Source organism: Stenotrophomonas tumulicola, assembly GCF_014117215.1.
Classification (GTDB): domain Bacteria; phylum Pseudomonadota; class Gammaproteobacteria; order Xanthomonadales; family Xanthomonadaceae; genus Stenotrophomonas; species Stenotrophomonas tumulicola.
In genome coordinates, this window is the sequence record NZ_JACGXS010000001.1 from 1,255,901 (window position 1) to 1,276,729 (window position 20,829).

Sequence of the window (20,829 nt, forward strand, 5' to 3'; positions counted from 1 at the left end):
TCGCGGCGCACCCTCCCGACGCAATCAGGTCATGCCGCGGAAGTCCATTGGCGTGCTTCGGTGGAAAATGGCGAGGTAGCGAACACGCAACCCTCGAACAGGCGGCGGGCGGTGCGGACCACGCTGGCCACGACCGGCGCATCGTCCGAGCGGCGGCTCAAGCCCACGTCCAGGGCACCGCTCGGATGTTCGAGGGTAATGCCCACGGGCAGGTCCACACATCCGACGAAAGTGTTGGCCAGCGTCCCCGGCGTCACTGCTGCGGTGGCGATGCCCACCCCGCCGGTGATCGCCAGTGCCGTATGGCAGTGATGTGGCATGAAATAGCGCACCTGCAGTTGCCCGCCATGTCGCGGGGCGGACAGCAGCACCGGCTTGGGAATCACCTTGCCCCCCGCTTCGGCGATGCCCATGCGCGCGCCCGCCTCGATGCGGATGGCTTCCATGCGCTCCATCAGCGCGCGGTTCGCATTCAGTTCCGCCGGCGATTCATCGCCACGCACGCCCATGTCCAGCGCGCGCATCATCACCATCGGAATGGCGCAGTCGATCAGGCTCACGGCCACGCCATCGATCTCCTCCTGCGCATTGCCGCTCGGCAACAGCCGGCCGGTACGCGCGCCGGCGGCATCCAGGAACGCCAGCCGGACCGGCGCTGCGCTGCCCGGCGCGCCGGCAATGCGCGTATCGCCGCGGTAGGCCACCTGCCCGCCCGGCGTTTCCACCGTCGCCAGGATGATCTTGCCGGTGTTGACATTGTGGATGCGCACCTCGGTACGCGGATGCCGGCCCGCCACCAGGCCCTTCTCGATGGCATACGGCCCCACCGCCGCCAGCATGTTGCCGCAGTTCGGCGAGGTATCCACCACCCGCTGCTCCACCTTGACCTGGGCGAACAGGTAGTCGACATCCGCATCGCTGCGGCTTGGGCGGTCGACGATGGCCACCTTGCTGGTAAGCGCGTTGCCGCCGCCGATGCCGTCGATCTGCAGCGGATGACCCGACCCCATGACCTCCAGCAACAGGCGGTCACGCAGGGCGGGATCGGCAGGCAGGTCCGAGGCGAGGAAGAACGGCCCCTTGGAGGTGCCGCCGCGCATCAGGACGCAGGGAATGGAGGTGAGATCGTTGGACATACGTGTGCTAGATTGATGCGCCTATCAGATCAATGAACTTCTGTGATCCGATACTGACATGACCCCAATTGATCTGTGAATTGCTCTTTTTTGGATGATTGATACGTTATGAGCATCAATTGTGAAATCCTCGACCTGCGCGCATTCCTGCTGGTGGCAGAAACACGCAGCTTCCACCGCGCTGCGGAAGCGCTGCACGTTTCCCAGCCCGCGCTCAGCAGGCGCATCCAGAAGCTGGAACAGGCGGTGGGCTCACCGTTGCTGGAACGCACCACGCGCAGCGTTTCCACCACGGCGGTGGGCGAAAACCTGTTGCCGCTGGTGCGGCGCATGCTGGAAGAGTTCGACGGCTCGCTGTTTTCGGTGCGCGGGCAGGACGACACCCGTGGCGCGCAGGTCACCATCGCCTGCCTGCCCACCGCCGCGTTCTATTTCCTGCCCAGCGTCATGGCACGCTTCCACGAAGCCTTCCCGAACGTGCGCTTCCGCATCCTGGACATTCCCGCCACCGAGGGACTGCAGGCGGTGGAGCGCGGCGAAGTGGAGTTCGGCATCAACTTCATGGGCGCCAACGACCCCAACCTGGACTTCGACGTGCTGGCCGAAGACCCGTTCGTGCTGGCCTGCCGCCGCGACCACCCGCTGGCGAAGAAGCGCAAGGTGGAATGGGCCGACCTGGCCAGGCACCAGTTGATCACCGTGCACCGCACCAGCGGCAACCGCACCCTGCTCGACGGCGCGCTGGCACGCGAGAACCTCAAGCTGAGCTGGCACTACGAGGTGACCCACCTGTCCACCTCGCTGGGCATGGTCGAGGCCGGCATCGGCGTGTCGGTGCTGCCGAAGATGGCCACCCCCGACGGCGAGCACCCTACCCTGGTGACCCGCCCGATCGGCAATCCGGTGGTGTCGCGCACCATCGGCATCGTGCGCAGGCGCAGCGCCCTGCTCTCCCCCAGCGCCGAACGCTTCCTGCAGATGTTGATGAGCCAGTGGCGCGGCAAGCCGTGACATCGGCACGACATGCATCTGTGTAACGTTGCGTGCTGAGCCCAGGGCTGGCAATACCCCGCCGCTGTCGCATACTGCGAAGGATCGGCGGGCGTGCAAAGCCCGACGGCAGCCGCAAGCAGGCAGGCGCCCCCGGGCGCCGCCATTGCAAGCCATCAGCAAAAGGAGTCATCTGCAATGAGTGATTCGTTCTCCACGCGCAGCCAGCTGGACGTCGGCGGCAAGCGCTACGACTACTTCAGCCTGCCCAAGCTCGGCCAGCGCTTCGACATCTCCCGCCTCCCCTATTCGATGAAGATCCTGCTGGAGAACCTGCTCCGGCACGAGGACGGCGGCGTTACCGTCGGCAAGGAACACATCGAAGCGCTGGCAACGTGGGACCCCAAGGCCGAACCGGAAACCGAGATCGCCTTCATGCCCGCGCGCGTGGTGCTGCAGGACTTCACCGGCGTGCCCTGCGTGGTCGACCTGGCCGCGATGCGCGATGCGGTGGTCAAGCTCGGCGGTCGCCCGGAGCAGATCAACCCGCTGATTCCCTCCGAACTGGTCATCGACCATTCCGTGCAGGTGGATGTGTTCGGCAAGGCCGACGCGCTGGACCTCAACGGCAAGATCGAATTCCAGCGCAACCAGGAACGCTACGGCTTCCTGCGCTGGGGCCAGAAGGCATTCGACAACTTCAAGGTGGTGCCGCCGAACACCGGCATCGTCCACCAGGTCAACCTGGAAAACCTGGCCCGCGTGGTGATGGCTGTCGACAAGGATGGCGGCTCGGTGGCCTACCCCGATACCGTGTTCGGTACCGACAGCCATACCACGATGATCAACGGCATCGGCGTGCTGGGCTGGGGCGTGGGCGGCATCGAAGCCGAAGCCGCGATGCTTGGCCAGCCATCCTCGATGCTGATCCCGCAGGTGGTTGGCTTCAAGCTGACCGGCCAGATGCCGGAAGGCGCCACCGCCACCGACCTGGTGCTGACCGTCACCCAGATGCTGCGCAAGCACGGGGTGGTCGGCAAGTTCGTCGAATTCTTCGGCGACGGCCTGCAGCACCTGCCGCTGGCCGACCGCGCCACCATCGGCAACATGGCCCCGGAATACGGTGCCACCTGCGGCATCTTCCCGATCGACAATGAATCGCTGAATTACCTGCGCCTGTCCGGCCGTGGCGAAGAACAGATCGCACTGGTGGAGGCCTATGCCAAGGCCCAGGGCCTGTGGCATGACGCCAGCACCGCGCCGGCGCAGTACAGCGCCACGCTGGAACTGGACATGGGCACGGTCAAGCCGTCGCTGGCGGGCCCCAAGCGCCCGCAGGACCGCGTGCTGCTGGAAGACGTGCAGGCCAACTACCGCGATGCCCTGGTCGGGCTGACCGCCAACCGTGACAAGAGGGACGTGGACGTTTCCACCTTCATCAACGAAGGCGGCGGCGCCGCGGTCGGCAACGAACAGCTGGCCAAGGGCCAGGCCGACGTGGAGCTGGATGGCAAGGCCTTCCGGCTGAAGGATGGCGCGGTAGTGATCGCGGCGATCACCTCCTGCACCAACACCTCCAATCCGGCGGTGATGATCGGTGCCGGCCTGCTGGCACGCAACGCGGCCGCGCGCGGCCTCAACCGCCAGCCATGGGTGAAGACCTCGCTTGGCCCGGGCTCGCGCGTGGTCACCGATTACCTGGAAAAGGCCGGCGTGCTCAAGGAGCTGGAAAAGCTGGGCTTTTTCGTGGTCGGCTACGGCTGCACCACCTGCATCGGCAACTCCGGCCCGCTGCCGCCCGAAGTCAGTGCCGGCATCGCCATCGGCGACCTGGTGGTCGCTTCGGTGTTGTCGGGCAACCGCAACTTCGAAGGCCGCGTGCACCCCGAAGTGAAGATGAATTACCTGGCCAGCCCGCCGCTGGTGGTGGCCTATGCGATCGCCGGCACCACCGACATCGACCTGACCACCGAACCGCTCGGTACCGGCAGCGATGGCCAGCCGGTGTACCTGCGCGACATCTGGCCGAGCAACAAGGAGATCGGCGATGTCATCGCCGCCACCCTCGGGCCGGAGATGTTCAAGCAGAACTACGCCGACGTGTTCAAGGGCGATACCCGCTGGAACACCATCGCCTCGCCGGACGGTGAGCTGTACGAATGGAGCGATGCCTCCACCTACATCAAGAACCCGCCGTACTTCGAAGGCATGACCATGCAGGTCGGCAGCATCGACGACGTGCACGGTGCGCGGGTGATGGGGCTGTTTGGCGATTCGATCACCACCGACCACATCTCCCCGGCCGGCAACATCAAGAAGGATTCGCCTGCGGGCCGCTTCCTGCAGGAGCGCGGCGTACAGCCCGCCGACTTCAACAGCTATGGCAGCCGTCGTGGCAACGATGACGTGATGGTGCGCGGCACCTTCGCCAACATCCGCATCAAAAACCTGATGTTCGGTGGCGAAGAAGGCGGCAACACCCTGTACTACCCGCCCGTGGGTGGCGAGCCGGAGAAGCTGGCGATCTATGACGCGGCCATCAAGTACAAGGCCGACGGCGTGCCGCTGGTGGTGCTGGCCGGCAAGGAATACGGCACCGGTTCCTCGCGCGACTGGGCAGCCAAGGGCACCCTGCTGCTGGGGGTGAAGGCAGTGATCGCCGAAAGCTTCGAGCGCATCCACCGTTCCAACCTGGTCGGCATGGGCGTGCTTCCGTTGCAGTTCCGCAATGGCGAGAACGCGCAGTCGCTGGGCCTGGACGGTTCGGAAGTATTCGACATCACCGGCCTGCAGGACGGCGCCAGCAAGCGCGCCACGGTCACCGCGAAGAAGGCCGATGGCACCACCCGGACCTTCGAGGCCTCGGTGATGCTGCTGACCCCGAAGGAAGTGGAGTACTTCCGCCATGGCGGCCTGCTGCAGTACGTACTGCGCCAGCTGGCCGCCCGTTGAGGGCTCTGGTTGGTCGAACGGGCTGAGCCCCCTCGCGGCTGGGGGCTGATTGTTCCGGGGATTGGCGACGGATGGGTGGGGCTGTGCGGGACCCGCCGTGAATACGTCCTGTAGGCTTGTGTTCGGCTCCTGCCTCACACAGTCCCGCACAGCCCCACCCACCCGTCGCTCTAGACGGGTTCCGTGCCCCCAGCCGCGCATGAAAAATAAAACAAAGGCAGGTGCTTTCAGCACCCGCCTTTGCTTTCGCCTAGGCTCCGCTTGCTTTGGCTCCGTTCTTCCTTCCCCACCGCCGGGGGCACGGATGCCGGCCTCCCCCAGCAACATCAAGGCGCCACCGGAAAAATGAATAATTCCTGTTTTATGCAATTCATCTAATTTGCTCGAAACAGGAGTACCCTGCAGACATGGTCACCCTGTGGAGTCCGCCATGCTGCACGCCCCGATCACCTTCGAACCGATCACCGAGCTGACCCGCACCACCGCCTCGTCGGTGAAGGAACACTGGCGCAAGGTCATGCAGGAAGTCCGCGACCAGCGCATGGTGGTGGTCACCAACCACAATGAACCGCAGGCGGTGATCATCTCCGCCGACCAGTACCGCGCCCTGCAGGCCAAGGTCGAAGACCTGGAACAGTCCCTGCTGGAGCTGCGCAGCCAGGCACCGGCGCTGGACGAACTGCGCCAGGGCTTCGATGAACGCCTCGCCGTGCTGCAGCAGGCCCAGGCCGGTGAACGCGCGCGCGACCTGCTGCGCCGCCCTGCCCGCCTCGGCGGCAAGCTCAAGGCCGGCACCGGCTACTGATGGCGCGTCCGTTCCTGTATGTGCTGGCCGGGGTCAACGGCGCCGGCAAGAGCTCCATCGGCGGCCATCTGTTGCGCGAAGCCGGCCTGGACTGGTTCAACCCGGACACCTTCGCCCGCGCCCTGTGCCACCAGCTGGGCATGTCCCAGCCGGAGGCCAACGGGCAGGCCTGGCAGGAAGGCGTCAACCGACTGCAGGCCGCGCTTGCACGGGGCACCAACCATGCCTTCGAAACCACGCTGGGCGGCAATTCCATCACTGCGATGCTGCACGAAGCCAGCCGCACCCATGACGTGCTGATGTGGTTCTGCGGACTGTCCAGCCCGGAACAGCACATCGCGCGGGTCAAGGCGCGGGTGCAGGCCGGCGGCCATCCCATCAATGAAGCCGATATCCGCCGCCGCTGGCCGCTCGCACAGCAGAACCTGATCGGCCTGATGCCGGTGCTGGCCGGGCTGCAGGTCTACGACAACAGCAGCGAGGCCGAACCTGGCGAGGCCGTGCCGGATCCGCAACTGGTGCTGCAGATGGGCGATGGGGCGTTGGAATGGCCGGCAGCCGATGATCTGGCGCACCTGCGGCAGACGCCGGAATGGGCGATCCCGTTGCTGGAGGCGGCGCTGCGCATGCCGCGGTGACGGGCGTGCCTGGTGTTTTTTGCCGGTGACGGGCATGGCCCGTCACTACCTGGCGCCGTGCCGTTTGAGCTGGTGACGGGCATGGCCCGTCATTACCTGGCGTCGGGGTCGGTGCGCAGGGCGCGCAGCAGGCCCAGCATGTAGAACGCCAGGGTGAACGAAAACGGCAGGCCGCACAGCACCACCGCCGTCTGCATGGCGCCGAAACTGCCCGCCAGCAGCAGGCCGATGCTGACAACGGTGATCACCACCGCCCAGAACACCCGCAACCAGATCGGCGCATCGTGGCCGTCCTCCACGCCCCCGTCCACGCGCCGCGTACACAGGTTGGCGATCATCAACGCACCCGAATCCACCGGGGTCAGGAACAGCACGAAACCGATCACCACGGCGGCGCCGGCAACATACGGTGCCCCGGGCAGATACTCCAACAACTTGAACAGCGTCATCGCGGCATCGGCCTTGGCCACCTCGCCCAGCACCGCCTGGCCATGGTTCAGCACCAGGTCGATGGCGGTGTTGCCGAAGATCGACAGCCACGCCAGGGTGAAACCCAGCGGGATCAGCAACACGCCCAGGATCACTTCGCGGATGGTGCGCCCACGCGAAATACGTGCCACGAACAGGCCGACGAAGGGCGCCCAGGCGATCCACCAGGCCCAATAGAACAGCGTCCAGCTGCCCAGCCAATCGCGGCCTTCCGGCTGGTTGAGATAGATGTCAAAGCTCTTGCGCACGAAGGACGCCAGGTAGTCACCGGTGTTCTGCACCAGCCCATCCAGCAGGTGCAGCGTCGGCCCGGTCACCAGCACGAACAGCAGCATCAGGCACAGCAGGCGCACGTTGAGGTTGGACAACCAGGCGATGCCCTTCTCCACCCCGGCCATCACCCCGATGGTGGCCACCAGCATCATCGCCAGCACGACCGCCACCAGCACCTGCGGCGTGTCCGGCACCCCGAACAGATACACCAGGCCGGACTGGACCACCAGCGCCCCGATGCCCAGGTTGGTCACCATCGAGATCAGCGTTGCCAGGATGCCGAAGCCATCGACCATGTCACCGATACGGCCGTGGATGCGCTCGCCAAAGATCGGGTACAGCGCCGATCGCAGTGCCAGGGGCAGGCCGCGGCGATACGCAAAATAGCCCAATGCGACACCTACCAAGGCATACAGCGCCCAGCCGTGCAGGCCCCAGTGCAGGAAGGTCAACGCCATCGCTTCGCGGCTGGCCGCGATGGTGCCGCCCTCCTGGTCCGGCGGGGTCAGGAAGTGGTCCAGCGGCTCATAGGCGCCGTAGTACAGCAGGGCAATGCCGATACCGGCAGAGAACAGCATCGACACCCAGGGCACATAGCCGAAGGCCGGCGATTCCTCGTCATGGCCCAGGCGGATGGCGCCGTAGCGGGAAAACGCCAGCCACAGCACGAAGCCCAGGCAGGCCACCATCAGCAGCATGTACCACCAGCCGAAGGCCGCCGAGACCTGGACCTGCGCCGCCTGCAGCCAGTGCTCGCTTGCCTGGGGATGCAGCACCGTAAGCAGGCCCAGCACGCCGATGGACAGGGCCGAGCTGAGGAAGACGAAACCGTTCAACCGCAGGGGCGAGGAAGCAGAGGTAGCGGTGGAAGACATTGCGTTGTCTCATCGATCCTGGAGGCACAGGGTCCCGGCCGGATCGGGGGGCGGGACCAAGGCGTGGGGGCGCGGACGCATCCTACGCTTTTATTGATTGAACGTTCAATCAACAAAAAGTATAGTGATCCCCATGGCCGGATGACCGGCGCGCCATCCATGGAGTGACCAATGCCGAAGAAAGGCGTGGAGCCGGTCCGCCGCGAACAGTTGATCCGGGCCACTTTCCAGACCATCGACGAGATCGGACTGGCCGACGCGACGGTCGCCACCATCGCGCGCAAGGCAGGCCTGTCCACCGGCATCGTGGCGCACTACTTCGGCGACAAGGACGGCCTCCTCAATGCGGCCATGCGCCAGATCCTGCGCGAGCTGAAGGCTGCCGTGGCACGCTTCCGCGACACCTGCGCCGATGACCCCCGGGCCCAGCTGCGCGCCATCGTCGATGGCAACTTCGACGAAAGCCAGACCAACGGCACCGCCATGCGCGTCTGGCTGACTTTCTGGGCCGCGAGCATGCACCAGCCCGAGCTCGCCCGGCTGCAGCGCGCCAACGACCAGCGCCTGTATTCCAACCTCTGCCATCAGTTCAGGCGCGTCCTGCCGGCCGAGCCAGCCAGCCTGGCCGCACGCGGCCTGGCCGCGATGATCGACGGCCTGTGGCTGCGCGGCAGCCTGGTCGGTGGCGAGTTCAACGCCGACAGCGCCCGCCGCATCGCCTACGCCTACATCGACTTCCAGTTACAGGCCGGCGCGCTATAAGCGCCTTGCCGCTGCCATCCCTCCCTTTCCCCTTCCAGGAGACCTCATGTCCACGCCCCTGCCCCTGCAGCAGCTCTACATCCACGGCAAGCTGGTCGACGCCACCAGCGGCAAGACCTTCCAGAGCATCAACCCGGCCACCGGCGAGGTGATCGCCGAGGTGCAGGTCGCCAACAGGGAAGACGTCGAGCGCGCTGTCGCCAGCGCCGCCGAAGGGCAGAAGGTGTGGGCCGCCATGACCGCGATGGAGCGCTCGCGCATCCTGCGCCGTGCGGTGGACATCCTGCGCGAACGCAACGATGCGCTGGCCCGGCTGGAAACGCTGGATACCGGCAAGGCGCTCAGCGAGACCACCACGGTGGACATCGTCACCGGTGCCGACGTGCTGGAGTACTACGCCGGACTGGCCACGGCCATCGAAGGCAACCAGGTGCCGCTGCGCGAATCCAGCTTCTTCTATACCCGTCGCGAGCCGCTGGGCGTGGTTGCCGGCATCGGGGCATGGAACTACCCGGTGCAGATCGCGCTGTGGAAGTCCGCACCGGCGCTGGCCGCCGGCAACGCGATGGTGTTCAAGCCGTCCGAAGTGACCCCGTTGACCGTCATCGAACTGGCGAAGATCTATACCGAAGCCGGGGTGCCGGATGGCGTGTTCAACGTGGTGCAGGGCCCGGGCCGTGACGTCGGCCAGTGGCTGACCGAACACCCCGTGATCGAGAAGATCTCCTTCACCGGCGGCGTGGAAACCGGCAAGAAGGTGATGGCCTCGGCCGCCTCGTCGTCGTTGAAGGAAGTGACCATGGAACTGGGCGGCAAGTCGCCGCTGCTGATCTGCGACGATGCAGGGCTGGAGCGTGCCGCCGACATCGCGGTGATGGCCAACTTCTTCAGTTCCGGCCAGGTCTGCACCAACGGCACCCGCGTGTTCGTGCCACGCGCCATGCTGGCCGCGTTCGAGGCCGCCGTGGTCGAGCGCGTCAAGCGCATCCGCATCGGCGATCCACAGGATGCAGCAACCAACTTCGGCCCGATGACCAGCTTCGCGCACATGGACAACGTGTTGCGCCTTATCGAGTCCGGCAAGTCCGAAGGCGCGCGCCTGCTGGTCGGCGGTGGACGTGCCACCGAAGGCGCGCTGGCCAAGGGCGCCTATGTGCTGCCGACCGTGTTCTCCGACTGCCGCGACGACATGACCATCGTGCGCGAGGAGATCTTCGGGCCGGTGATGAGCATCCTGGCCTACGACGACGAAGACGAAGCCATCCGCCGCGCCAACGACACCCATTTCGGCCTGGCCGCCGGCGTGGTCAGCCGCGACGTCAGCCGCGCCCATCGCATCATCCATCGCCTGGAAGCCGGCATCTGCTGGATCAACACCTGGGGCGAATCGCCGGCGGAAATGCCGGTCGGCGGCTACAAGCAATCCGGTGTCGGACGCGAGAACGGTATTTCCACGCTGGCCCATTACACCCGCATCAAGTCGGTGCAGGTCGAACTCGGCGATTACGCCAGCGTGTTCTGAACCGCACGGCCCGGCGCCCGTCCCGGCGCGCCAAGCCGACCCGACACACCGCTGGCCGGATCCGCCCAGGCGCCCCGGCCACGCCGCAGGAGAAGACCATGAGTACCCATAACGAATACGACTACATCATCATCGGCGCCGGTTCGGCCGGCAACGTGCTGGCCACGCGCCTGACCGAGGATGCCGACGTCACCGTCCTGCTGCTGGAAGCCGGCGGCCCGGATTACCGGCTCGACTTCCGCACCCAGATGCCGGCGGCGCTGGCATTCCCGCTGCAGGGCAAGCGCTACAACTGGGCGTACAAGACCGACCCGGAGCCGCACATGAACAACCGCCGCATGGACTGCGGCCGCGGCAAGGGCCTGGGCGGTTCTTCGCTCATCAACGGCATGTGCTACATACGCGGCAACGCGATGGACTATGACAACTGGGCCAGCATGCCGGGCCTGGACGACTGGACCTATGCCGACTGCCTGCCCTACTTCCGCAAGGCGGAAACCCGCGATATCGGTCCCAATGACTACCACGGCGGCGACGGCCCGCTGCGGGTCACCACGCCCAAGGCCGGCAACAACGAACTGTTCGCGGCGATGATCGAGGCCGGCACGCAGGCCGGTTATCCGCACACCGACGATCTCAACGGCTACCAGCAGGAAGGCTTCGGCCCGATGGACCGTACCGTGACCCCGCGCGGCCGCCGCTCCAGCACCGCGCGCGGTTACCTGGACCTGGCCCGCGCACGCCCCAACCTGACCATCGTCACCCACGCGCTGACCGACCGCATCGTGTTCTCCGGCAAGCGCGCGATCGGCGTGGCCTGGCTGCGTGGCGAGCAGCCGCAGCAGGCGCGCGCGCGGCGGGAAGTACTGCTGTGCGGTGGCGCCATCGCCTCGCCGCAGGTGCTGCAGCGCTCCGGCGTCGGCCCGGCGGACCTGCTGCGCGGCCTGGGCATCAGTGTCGTGCACGACCTGCCCGGCGTCGGCGCCAACCTGCAGGACCACCTGGAAATGTACCTGCAGTACGAGTGCAGGCAGCCGGTTTCGCTGGCCCCGGCGCTCAAGCTGCACAACCAGCCGGCGATCGGCGCCGAATGGCTGTTCAACGGTACCGGCATCGGCGCCAGCAACCAGTTCGAAGGCGGCGGCTTCATCCGCAGCAACGAAGAATTCGACTGGCCGAACCTGCAGTACCACTTCCTGCCGGTGGCCATCAATTACAACGGCTCCAATCCGATCAAGGCGCACAGCTTCCAGATGCATGTCGGTTCCATGCGCTCGCCCAGCCGCGGCCGCATCCACGTGCGCTCCACCGACCCGCGCGAACACCCGAGCATCCTGTTCAATTACATGTCGCACGAACAGGACTGGCGCGAGTTCCGTGATGCCATCCGCATCACCCGCGACATCTTCGCCCAGCCGGCACTGGCCGCCTACACCGGCCGCGAGATCTCGCCCGGCAGCCAGCTGCGCACCGACGCGGAAATCGATGCGTTCGTGCGCGAACATGCCGAGACGGCCTACCACCCCTCGTGCTCGAACAAGATGGGCAGCGCCGACGATCCGATGGCGGTGGTCGATGGCCAGGGCCGCGTGCATGGCATGCAGGGGCTGCGCATCATCGACGCCTCGATCATGCCGCAGGTGGTCACCGGCAACCTCAACGCGCCGACCATCATGATCGCCGAGAAGCTGGCCGACGTGCTGCGCGGACGCAGCCCGCTGCCGCGCAGCACCGCGCCGTATCATCGCGCCAACGGCGCCCCGGCCCGGAGGTAGCGCCGGGCCATGCCCGGCGGATTTCGTATCTGCCGCTGCGCTCGCCGGGCATGGCCCGGCGCTACGGAATGCTGTCCGTGACGGCCGGCGTTACGGAATGTCCGCCGGCCCCCACCGGCGGGCCTCTTCGCGTTTTCCATCCGGGACGGTATGCTGGGGCGGCTGGATCTGACGGATACTGGCTTTCGCACCACCCATCATCACCACTTGTTTCCTGGAGGGGGAATCATGAGCCTGGAACGTCCCTGGTTGCAGAGTTATCCGAAAGGCGTGCCCGCCGAGATCGACGTGGACGAATTCCACTCTGTTTCCGCTGTCTTCGACGCCTCCGTGGCCAAGTATCGTGATCGCCCCGCTTACTCCAGCTTCGGCAAGGTACTCACCTATGGTGAGACCGATGCGCTGGTCGAGCAGTTCGCCGCCTACCTGCTGGGCGAACTCCAGCTCAAGAAGGGCGACCGCGTTGCGCTGATGATGCCCAACTGCCTGCAGTACCCCATCGCCACCTTCGGCGTGCTGCGTGCCGGCCTGACCGTGGTCAACGTCAACCCGCTGTATACCGCACGCGAATTGAAGCACCAACTGGTGGATGCCGGCGTATCGGTGCTGGTGGTGGTCGACAATTTCGGCGACACCGTGCAGCAGGTCATCGCCGACACGCAGGTCAGGCACGTGGTCACCACCGGCCTGGGCGACCTGCTGGGCGCCAAGGGCGTGCTGGTGAACTTCGTGCTGAAGTACATCAAGAAGATGGTGCCCAACTACAGCCTCAAGGGCGCGGTGCGGTTCCGCCAGGCCTTGAAGCTGGGCAGCCGCCACACCCTGCCGAAGGTGGAGATCGACCACGACGACATCGCCTTCCTGCAGTACACCGGCGGCACCACCGGCGTGGCCAAGGGCGCGATGCTGACCAACCGCAACCTGGTGGCCAACATGCAGCAGGCCTCGGCCTGGATCGGCGCATCGGGTATCGAGGCGGGCAAGGAGTGGGTCATCACCGCCCTGCCGCTGTACCACATCTTCGCACTGACGGCGAACGGACTGGTCTTCATGAAGTTCGGTGGCTGCAACCACCTGATCACCAATCCACGCGACATGAAGGGGTTCGTCAAGGAACTGAAGGGCACGCGCTTCACTGCCATCACCGGCGTCAACACGCTGTTCAACGGCCTGCTCAACACCCCCGGTTTCGACGAAGTGGATTTCACTTCGCTGAAGATCACTCTGGGCGGCGGCATGGCGGTGCAGCGTTCGGTTGCCGAGCGCTGGAAGAAGACCACCGGCGTCACCCTGGTCGAAGCCTACGGCCTGACCGAGACGTCACCGGCGGCCTGCATCAACCCGCTGGACCTGGCCGAGTACAACGGTTCGATCGGCCTGCCGATCCCGTCCACCGATGCCTGCATCAAGGACGACAACGGCAACACGCTGGCCGTCGAAGAGGTGGGCGAACTGTGCATCAAGGGCCCGCAGGTGATGAAGGGCTATTGGCAGCGGCCGGAAGACACTGCGGGGGCCGTCGATGCCGACGGCTGGCTGCACACCGGCGACATGGCGAAGATGGATGCAGAGGGCTTCTTCTACATCGTCGACCGCAAGAAGGACATGATCCTGGTCTCCGGTTTCAACGTGTATCCCAACGAAGTCGAAGACGTGATCGCGATGATGCCCGGCGTGCTGGAAGTAGCTGCGGTGGGCGTGCCGGACGAGAAGTCCGGTGAGATCGTCAAGGTGGTCATCGTCAAGAAGGATCCCAGCCTCACCGCCGAACAGGTCAAGGAACACGCACGCGCTAACCTGACCGGCTACAAGCATCCGAAGATCGTCGAGTTCCGCAAGGAACTGCCGAAGACCAACGTGGGCAAGATCCTGCGCCGCGAACTGCGCGACGCCCCGCCCGCGTGATGTTTCCGTAGCGCCGAGCCATGCTCGGCGGATGGCAACCGCTGCGCTCGCCGGGCATGGCCCGGCGCTACATGGATCAACGCCGGGCATGACGCCGGTGATGGATCAACGCCGGGCGTGACGCCGGTGATGGATCGATGCCGGGCATGACGCGGTGATGGATCAACGCCGGGCATGGCCCGGCGCTACATGGCCAGGATGAGCGAAACATGACAAGCCCGGGGCGGAAACGTCCCGGGCTTTTGCATTCGTGGCCACGGTGTCGGTGTAGCATCCGGCGAGTGGACCCGTTCGGCCCGCCGACCACCGACCCACCCGCGGGCCAGCCGATGCTGAGGAACCTGCCATGAGCACCATTGAAAAGCTGCCCGTCAACCGCCCTTACACCACCATCCGCGTCGAGGACAGCAACGACAGCGCCGCGCATTGGCTGTACATGCACGCTGATGCCGCCACCGGCATCCGTCCCTGCTGCCGCAAGGACATGCTCGATGAGATGTGGAGCTACATGAGTGCCATCACCCGTGGCCCTGCCACGCGCCACGATGGCCGGCTGCGCCACTTCGTGCTGGCTTCCGATGCCAACGCCTACAACCTCGGCGGCGACCTGGACCTGTTCACCAGGCTGATCCGCGAAGGCAACCGCGATCGCCTGCTCGCCTATGCCCAACGCTGCGTGGAAGGCGTGCACCACCTGCATACCGGCTTCGGCGGCGACATCCGCTCCATCGCGCTGGTACAGGGCGACGCGCTGGGTGGCGGCCTGGAAATGGCGCTGGCCTGCCATACCATCGTCGCCGAGGAAGGTGCCGGCATGGGCCTGCCGGAGGTCCTGTTCGGGCTGTTCCCGGGCATGGGCGCGTACTCCTTCCTGTGCCGCCGCGTCGCACCGCAGCTGGCCGAAAAGATCATCCTTGATGGCCGCGTCTACAGTGCCGAGGAGATGCATGCGATGGGCGTGGTCGACGTGCTGGTGAAGAAGGGACAGGGCCGCAAGGCAGTCGAAGACCTGGTCCGCCAGCACCAGCGCATCCCGCAGTCGTACCTGGCCATGAACGCCGCACGCAACCTGGCCCAGTCCGTGAGCTATGACGAACTGCTGGAGATCACCAAGGTCTGGGTGGATTCCGCCCTCGCACTGGGCGACAAGTCGCTGCGCACCATGGACCGCCTGATCAAGGCGCAGACCCGCCGTGCCGGCCTGGATGCCGCCTGATCGCAGCCCTCCCCCGTGGGTCGATGCCGGATGTTCCGGCCGCTACACATTCCATGTAACGCCGGGCCATGCTCGGCGACAGATTCCGCCGAGCATGGCTCGGCGCTACGGACGGCATCGCCTGGCGTGACGTCATACGACGGCATCGCGTGGCATGGCGTCATGCGACGCCATCACCGTGGGTCGGCTTCATCCACGCCCGCCTGGTTGCGCTGCATGGCCCGCGCGTCCAGTGCCAGCTTGCCTTCCTTCACCGCACCGGACAGCACCATCAGGCGTTGCCGCCACTCGGCCTTGAGTTGCCAGTCGGCCATGCGCATCAGTTCACCGGCGCGGTTGGCCGCGCGCACCAGCCCGAGGTTGCTGGCCACGCCCTTGATCGCATGCGCCTGTTCGCGGAACTGTTCCCAGTCCATCGCCTCGCCCTCGGCCTGCGCCTTCCCCATGCAGGTCTCGGCATCGCCCAGGCATTGGCGGATGAACTCGCGCTCGAAGCCCTCGCCCATGCCCAGTGACGCCAGTTCGTCCAGCACCGCCGAATCCAGCACGCCGTCGACCGTGGTGACCGTGCGTACGATCGGCGGGCTGCTCTTCAGGTCACGATTGGACGCAATCCCGGCCAGGATATCCAGCAGCCGCATCGCCACCACCGGCTTGGCCAGGAAGGTATGCGCACCGGCCTGGGTGCAACGCTGGATCGCCTCCGGCGTGACATCGGCGCTCAGCACCAGCACCGGCGTGCGCGGCGCACCACCGGCCTGCATCACGCGCAGTTCCTTCAGCATGTCCAGGCCGCTCATGCCGGGCATGTGCAGGTCGACGATGGCCGCATCGAAATCACTTTCGGCCAATGCATCCAGTACCGCTTCGCCCCCGTTGACGCACAGCACCCGATGGCCGGCCTTCTGCAGCAAGCGCTGCAGCACCATGCGGTTGGCTTCGTGGTCGTCGGCGACCAGGATGTTCATGCTGCGCACGCGCGCGCGATGGCGCAGGAAAGGATCGGCAAAGGCGATCACGTTGCCGTTGCCGGCATCCGGCACGCCTCCGGCCAGCGCCGGCACGGGCGTCGCGGTGGCCTGCGGCAGTGGCGGAGCGAACGGCACCTCGACCCAGAAGCAGCTGCCCCGCGGCGGGTTTTCCTGGTAGCCGATCGCGCCCCCCATGGCCTCCACCAGGCCCTTGGCGATGGTGGTGCCCAGGCCGGTGCCTTCGTGCCGCCGCGCCATGCTGACATCGGCCTGCTCGAAGGCCTCGAACAGGCGCGGGCGCATCGCCGGCGCGACGCCGATGCCGGTATCGATGATGTCGAAGCGCAGGCGAACGCCGCCGTTTGCCTGCGCGCTCACCACGCCGACACGGATTTCGACCTTGCCGTGGTCGGTGAACTTGACCGCGTTGCCAGCCAGGTTGAGCAGGATCTGCCGCAGGTGTCCGATGTCCCCGCGCAGCCGGGGTGGCACCGCGGCGTCGACGTTCACCCGGTAGTCCAGCCGCTTGGCCTTGGCCTGTGGCAACAGGATCAGGCCGATGGCCTGGACCACGTCGCCGAGCGCGAAATCCTCGGCGACCACGCGCAGCTTTCCCGCCTCGATGGCCGAGATGTCCAGCACCTCTTCCACCAGCGCCAGCAGGCTGCGCGAGGACGCCTGGATGGTGTTCAGGCACTCGCGCTGCTCTTCGTCCAGGCGGGTGGTGGCCAGCACCTCGGTCATGCCCGACAGCCCGTTCAACGGCGTGCGGAATTCATGGCTCATGTTGGCCAGGAAACGGCTCTTGGCCTCGCTGGCCCGGCGGGCCTCGGCCATCGCCTCGGTGAGCTGGCGCAGCAGGGTGGAGAAGTACAGCGGCACAGCGGCCAACCCCAGCCACAGGCCGAACGCCAGCCGTGAATTGTCCACCCAGTACGGGGTATACAGCGCGGTACTGCCGAAGCTGATCATCGCCATCGCCACGGCGAGATACAGGTAGTTGTTGCCAAAGCGCATGCCGTTGCCGACGGTCACCCACATCACCACGATGTAGGCCCACGACAACGGTTCGCCCATCTGGATCATGCCGGCGGCGATCAGCCCATAGTCGGCCAGCATGCCAAGGATGCGACGCGGATCCGAACGTTCCGGCCGCCACAGCAGCCAGCCAAACGCCAGTAGTGACAGTGCCAGCCCTGCCAGCACGATCGCCAGCACGCCCTCGTACTGCGGATGCGGCAGCCCATCGCGCATGCTCGGCATCAGCACGTACGCCAGGATCAGGCTGATCAGCACGATGCGCACGACCTGCTGCCCGTGTTCGCTGTCCTGGCGCTGGGCCAGGCGTTGCCGCAACAGGGGCCGCAGCGCGTGCATGGTCACAGGCCCGGGCGTGCCGACGCAGTGGAGTGCTCGGCGCAGATCTGTTCCAGCGCTTCACGCCCACGCAGCAGGGCATCCACCACGCGCGGGTCAAACAGCCGGCCACGCTGGGCGTACAGATAGGCCAGCGAGGCATCCAGCGTCCAGGCCTCCTTGTACGGTCGCGGCGAAATCAGCGCATCGAATACATCGGCCACCGCAACGATCCGTGCCTCCAGTGGAATCGCATCGCCCACCAGGCCATCGGGATAACCGCTGCCGTCGTAGCGCTCGTGATGGCGCAGCGCGACCAGTGCGCCCACCTGGATGAAGCGGTTCTGGCTGCCGCTGAGCAGTTCGTAGCCGATGCGCGGATGGCGGCGCATGGTCGCCAGCTCTTCGTCATTGAGTTTGCCCGGTTTCAGCAGCACGGCATCGGGAATGGCGATCTTGCCCATGTCGTGCAATGGCGCGGCCATCTCGATCAGCTTGGCCTCATCCTCCGGCAGTCCCAGCTGCTCGGCGATCAGGCCGGCCACGCGCGCCATGCGTTCCAGGTAGGCACTGGTGCCCGCGTCACGGAACTCGATCGCCCGCGCCAGCCGCGACAGCGTTTCGCGTTCGCGCTCCTCCACCTCATGCATGCTGGCCAGCAGCCGCTGCTCCAGCGACAGCGCGCGTTGCTTCACGTTCTCCGACTGCTGCCGCAGCTGCAGCAGGTTGTAGCAACGTGCACGCAGTTCACGTGGCCGGATCGGCTTGACCAGGAAGTCGATGACCCCTGCTTCCAGCGCGGCCTGGCGGACCGGCTCGTCCCCGACCACGGTGATCAGGATCACCGGGATGTCGCGATGCTTGGGCAGGCGGCGGAAGCGGCGGGCGAACTCCAGCCCATCCATTTCCGGCATGCGGAAATCCAGCAGCAGCAGATCCACCGCATGTGCTTCGCACCATGCCAGCGCCGCAAGCGGATCGCCGAAATCGTGCACGCTCAGTTCCGGTGCGATGTCTTCGATGACATGGCGCAGCATCGTTCGGGCAGACGTCTGGTCGTCGACGATGACAATGTTCAATGCTGCTTCTGCCTGCTGGTTCGACCACCCTGGAATCCGGGTCGGCGAGGATAACCTGCCATCCCGTACACCTGCACCCTGCATCGGTCCGATTCCCGCCATGCGCACCCCGCCCCCGCATCATCATCGCCAGCACAGGATGCTGGCATTCTGGACGCAACCCGCTGCCTCCCCCTGGGGCAATGGGGCCAATTCAGCCATTGCAGGCCATGGCGACACGATACTCCAGCCCGGCAGGCAGTCAACGTCCCGCGCCCGGCCTGCAAGCGCGGGCCAGCAGCCGATGGAAGGTCAGGCTTCCGGACGCATGTACGGGAACAGCAGCACGTCACGGATCGAACTGCTGCCGGTCAGCAGCATCACCAGCCGATCGATGCCGATACCCAGGCCACCTGTCGGCGCCATGCCGTACTCCAGCGCGCGGATGTAATCGGCGTCGTAATGCATCGCCTCGTCGTCCCCGCCCTCCTTGGCCGCTACCTGGGCCTGGAAGCGCGCGGCCTGGTCTTCCGGATCATTCAGTTCGGAGAATCCGTTGGCCAGTTCCTTGCCGTTGATGAACAGCTCGAACCGGTCGGTGTAGCCCGGTGCATCGTCGTTCGAACGAGCCAAAGGCGACACCTCCACCGGATGATCGGTGATGAAGGTCGGCTGGATCAGGGTGTGTTCGACGGTGGCCTCGAAGATTTCCAGCAGCAGCTTGCCCCAGCCGTAAGACGGCTTGACCCGGATCTTCAGCCGTTCGCAATGGCGCAGCAGCGCGTCGCGGTCGGTGCAGTCGGCCAGGGTGATCTCCGGATTGTGGTGGCGCACCGCTTCATCCATGCGCCAGCGCCGGAACGCCGGGCCCAGGTCGATGGAAACGCCCTCCCACTCCACGACGGTGGTGCCCAGCACCTGCTGCGCCACGTCGCGGATCACGCCTTCGGTCAGGTCCATGATCTCGTTGTACGTGGCATAGGCCTCGTACAGCTCCATCATGGTGAATTCCGGGTTGTGCCGCGTGCTGACGCCTTCGTTGCGGAAATTGCGGTTGATCTCGTACACCCGCTCCAGGCCGCCCACCGTCAGGCGCTTGAGGTACAGCTCCGGCGCCACGCGCAGGTACAGGTCCAGGTCCAGCGCATTGTGGTGGGTGGTGAACGGCTTGGCCGTGGCGCCGCCGGGGATGTAATGCATCATCGGCGTCTCGACTTCCAGGAAGTCGCGGTTGTCCAGCCACGCGCGCATCGCGCGGATGATCTTCGAGCGCTTGATGAAGACCTCGCGCGACTCCGGGGTCACGATCAGGTCGACGTAACGCTGGCGGTAGCGCTGCTCCACGTCGGCCAGGCCATGCCACTTGTCCGGCAGCGGGCGCAGCGACTTGGTCAACAGCCGGATCGACTCGGCCTTGACCGACAGCTCGCCGGTACGGGTACGGGTCAGGCCGCCTTCGATGCCGACGATGTCGCCCACGTCCCAGCCCTTGAACGCGGTGTAGGCATCGCCCAGCACGTTGCCCTGCAGGAATGCCTGGATGCGGCCGGATTCGTCCTGGATCTGGGCGAAACTGGCCTTGCCCATCACCCGCTTGGCCATCAGCCGGCCGGCCACCTTCACCTTGCGGTCGCCGGCTTCCAGCGCCTCGGCTGTCCACGCTTCGGCATCGGCGAATTCGGCCTGCAGCTGGCCAGCGAAATCGGCGCGACGGAAGTCGTTCGGGTACGCGATCCCCTGCCCGCGCAGCGCTTTGAGTTTCTCACGACGCTCGGCGATCAACTTGTTTTCGTCGACGGGGGGGGTATCGGTAGCTTCGCTCATGGATCTGCGGGAATCGTGTAGTGAGGGGGGAGTCTTGCACCCGGCATGGCCGGCCCGCCAGCATACCAAAACCGCCCCACCCCCGGCCTTGGGACCGCCGTAGCGCCGGGCCATGCCCGGCGATGCTTCGCGGAAATCCGCCGGGCATGGCCCGGCGGTCCGGCGCACAGGGAGCGTGCGACAGCCAATGCAGCACGCGTGCCACCAGGTGCCGTGCGTCCTGTTGCAACTGACATGCGTAGGCATCGGACAGGCGCTGGAAGCGTTGGATCAGATCCGCCT

At 66.0% G+C, this 20,829-nt stretch carries 14 protein-coding genes; 9 read left to right on the forward strand and 5 right to left on the reverse strand.

Annotated features, from left to right (window positions below; genetic code table 11):
- Window positions 1-29: 29 nt before the first annotated feature.
- Window positions 30-1,136 (reverse strand): 4-oxalomesaconate tautomerase, encoded by a 1,107-nt coding sequence (locus tag H4O11_RS05580; RefSeq protein WP_182338346.1) that lies wholly within the window; start codon window positions 1,134-1,136, stop codon window positions 30-32.
- Window positions 1,137-1,244: 108 nt separating this feature from the next.
- On the opposite strand from H4O11_RS05580, the gene H4O11_RS05585 reads away from it, so the two are divergent.
- From H4O11_RS05585 to H4O11_RS05600, 4 genes are all read left to right on the forward strand, one after another.
- Complete coding sequence (locus H4O11_RS05585) at window positions 1,245-2,147, forward strand: LysR family transcriptional regulator (RefSeq protein WP_182338347.1); 903 nt, start codon at window positions 1,245-1,247, stop codon at window positions 2,145-2,147.
- 177 nt (window positions 2,148-2,324) lie between these two features.
- Complete coding sequence (gene acnA / locus H4O11_RS05590; RefSeq protein WP_182338348.1) at window positions 2,325-5,078, forward strand: aconitate hydratase AcnA; 2,754 nt, start codon at window positions 2,325-2,327, stop codon at window positions 5,076-5,078.
- Between the two features lie 430 nt (window positions 5,079-5,508).
- A complete protein-coding gene (locus H4O11_RS05595; protein WP_182338349.1) occupies window positions 5,509-5,883 on the forward strand; it encodes a type II toxin-antitoxin system Phd/YefM family antitoxin in 375 nt (124 codons plus the stop codon).
- Window positions 5,883-6,521 carry an ATPase gene (locus H4O11_RS05600; RefSeq protein ID WP_182338350.1) on the forward strand — a complete coding sequence of 213 codons (639 nt, stop codon included), beginning with the start codon at window positions 5,883-5,885 and terminating at the stop codon, window positions 6,519-6,521. Before H4O11_RS05595 ends, H4O11_RS05600 begins: the two co-directional genes overlap by 1 nt.
- A 92-nt stretch (window positions 6,522-6,613) precedes the next feature.
- On the opposite strand, the gene H4O11_RS05605 is transcribed toward H4O11_RS05600, so the two are convergent.
- Window positions 6,614-8,158, reverse strand: coding sequence for a BCCT family transporter (locus tag H4O11_RS05605; RefSeq protein WP_182338351.1), 1,545 nt, complete (start codon window positions 8,156-8,158; stop codon window positions 6,614-6,616).
- Between the two features lie 171 nt (window positions 8,159-8,329).
- Here H4O11_RS05605 and betI point away from each other — a divergent pair, with 171 nt between their 5' ends.
- The 5 genes from betI (at window position 8,330) to H4O11_RS05630 (ending at window position 15,338) form a co-directional block, all read left to right on the forward strand.
- A complete protein-coding gene (betI, locus tag H4O11_RS05610) occupies window positions 8,330-8,920 on the forward strand; it encodes a transcriptional regulator BetI (protein ID WP_182338352.1) in 591 nt (196 codons plus the stop codon).
- Between the two features lie 46 nt (window positions 8,921-8,966).
- A complete protein-coding gene (betB, locus tag H4O11_RS05615; protein WP_182338353.1) occupies window positions 8,967-10,442 on the forward strand; it encodes a betaine-aldehyde dehydrogenase in 1,476 nt (491 codons plus the stop codon).
- A 98-nt stretch (window positions 10,443-10,540) separates the two neighbouring features.
- Window positions 10,541-12,217 carry a choline dehydrogenase gene (gene betA / locus H4O11_RS05620; protein WP_182338354.1) on the forward strand — a complete coding sequence of 559 codons (1,677 nt, stop codon included), beginning with the start codon at window positions 10,541-10,543 and terminating at the stop codon, window positions 12,215-12,217.
- A 228-nt stretch (window positions 12,218-12,445) separates the two neighbouring features.
- The gene (locus tag H4O11_RS05625) at window positions 12,446-14,122 is read left to right on the forward strand and encodes a long-chain fatty acid--CoA ligase (RefSeq protein WP_182338355.1); all 1,677 of its coding nucleotides are present in this window, start codon (window positions 12,446-12,448) and stop codon (window positions 14,120-14,122) included.
- A gap of 346 nt (window positions 14,123-14,468) precedes the next feature.
- Window positions 14,469-15,338, forward strand: coding sequence for a crotonase/enoyl-CoA hydratase family protein (locus H4O11_RS05630; RefSeq protein WP_182338356.1), 870 nt, complete (start codon window positions 14,469-14,471; stop codon window positions 15,336-15,338).
- 173 nt (window positions 15,339-15,511) lie between these two features.
- Here H4O11_RS05630 and H4O11_RS05635 read toward each other — a convergent pair whose 3' ends face one another.
- The 3 genes from H4O11_RS05635 to lysS form a co-directional block, all read right to left on the reverse strand.
- Entirely contained in the window at window positions 15,512-17,686 is a 2,175-nt protein-coding gene (locus H4O11_RS05635) for an ATP-binding protein (RefSeq protein ID WP_182338357.1), read from the reverse strand.
- 2 nt (window positions 17,687-17,688) lie between these two features.
- Window positions 17,689-18,828 carry a cyclic di-GMP phosphodiesterase response regulator RpfG gene (rpfG, locus tag H4O11_RS05640; RefSeq protein ID WP_182338358.1) on the reverse strand — a complete coding sequence of 380 codons (1,140 nt, stop codon included), beginning with the start codon at window positions 18,826-18,828 and terminating at the stop codon, window positions 17,689-17,691.
- Between the two features lie 207 nt (window positions 18,829-19,035).
- Window positions 19,036-20,547 carry a lysine--tRNA ligase gene (lysS, locus tag H4O11_RS05645; protein WP_182338359.1) on the reverse strand — a complete coding sequence of 504 codons (1,512 nt, stop codon included), beginning with the start codon at window positions 20,545-20,547 and terminating at the stop codon, window positions 19,036-19,038.
- Window positions 20,548-20,829: the final 282 nt, after the last annotated feature.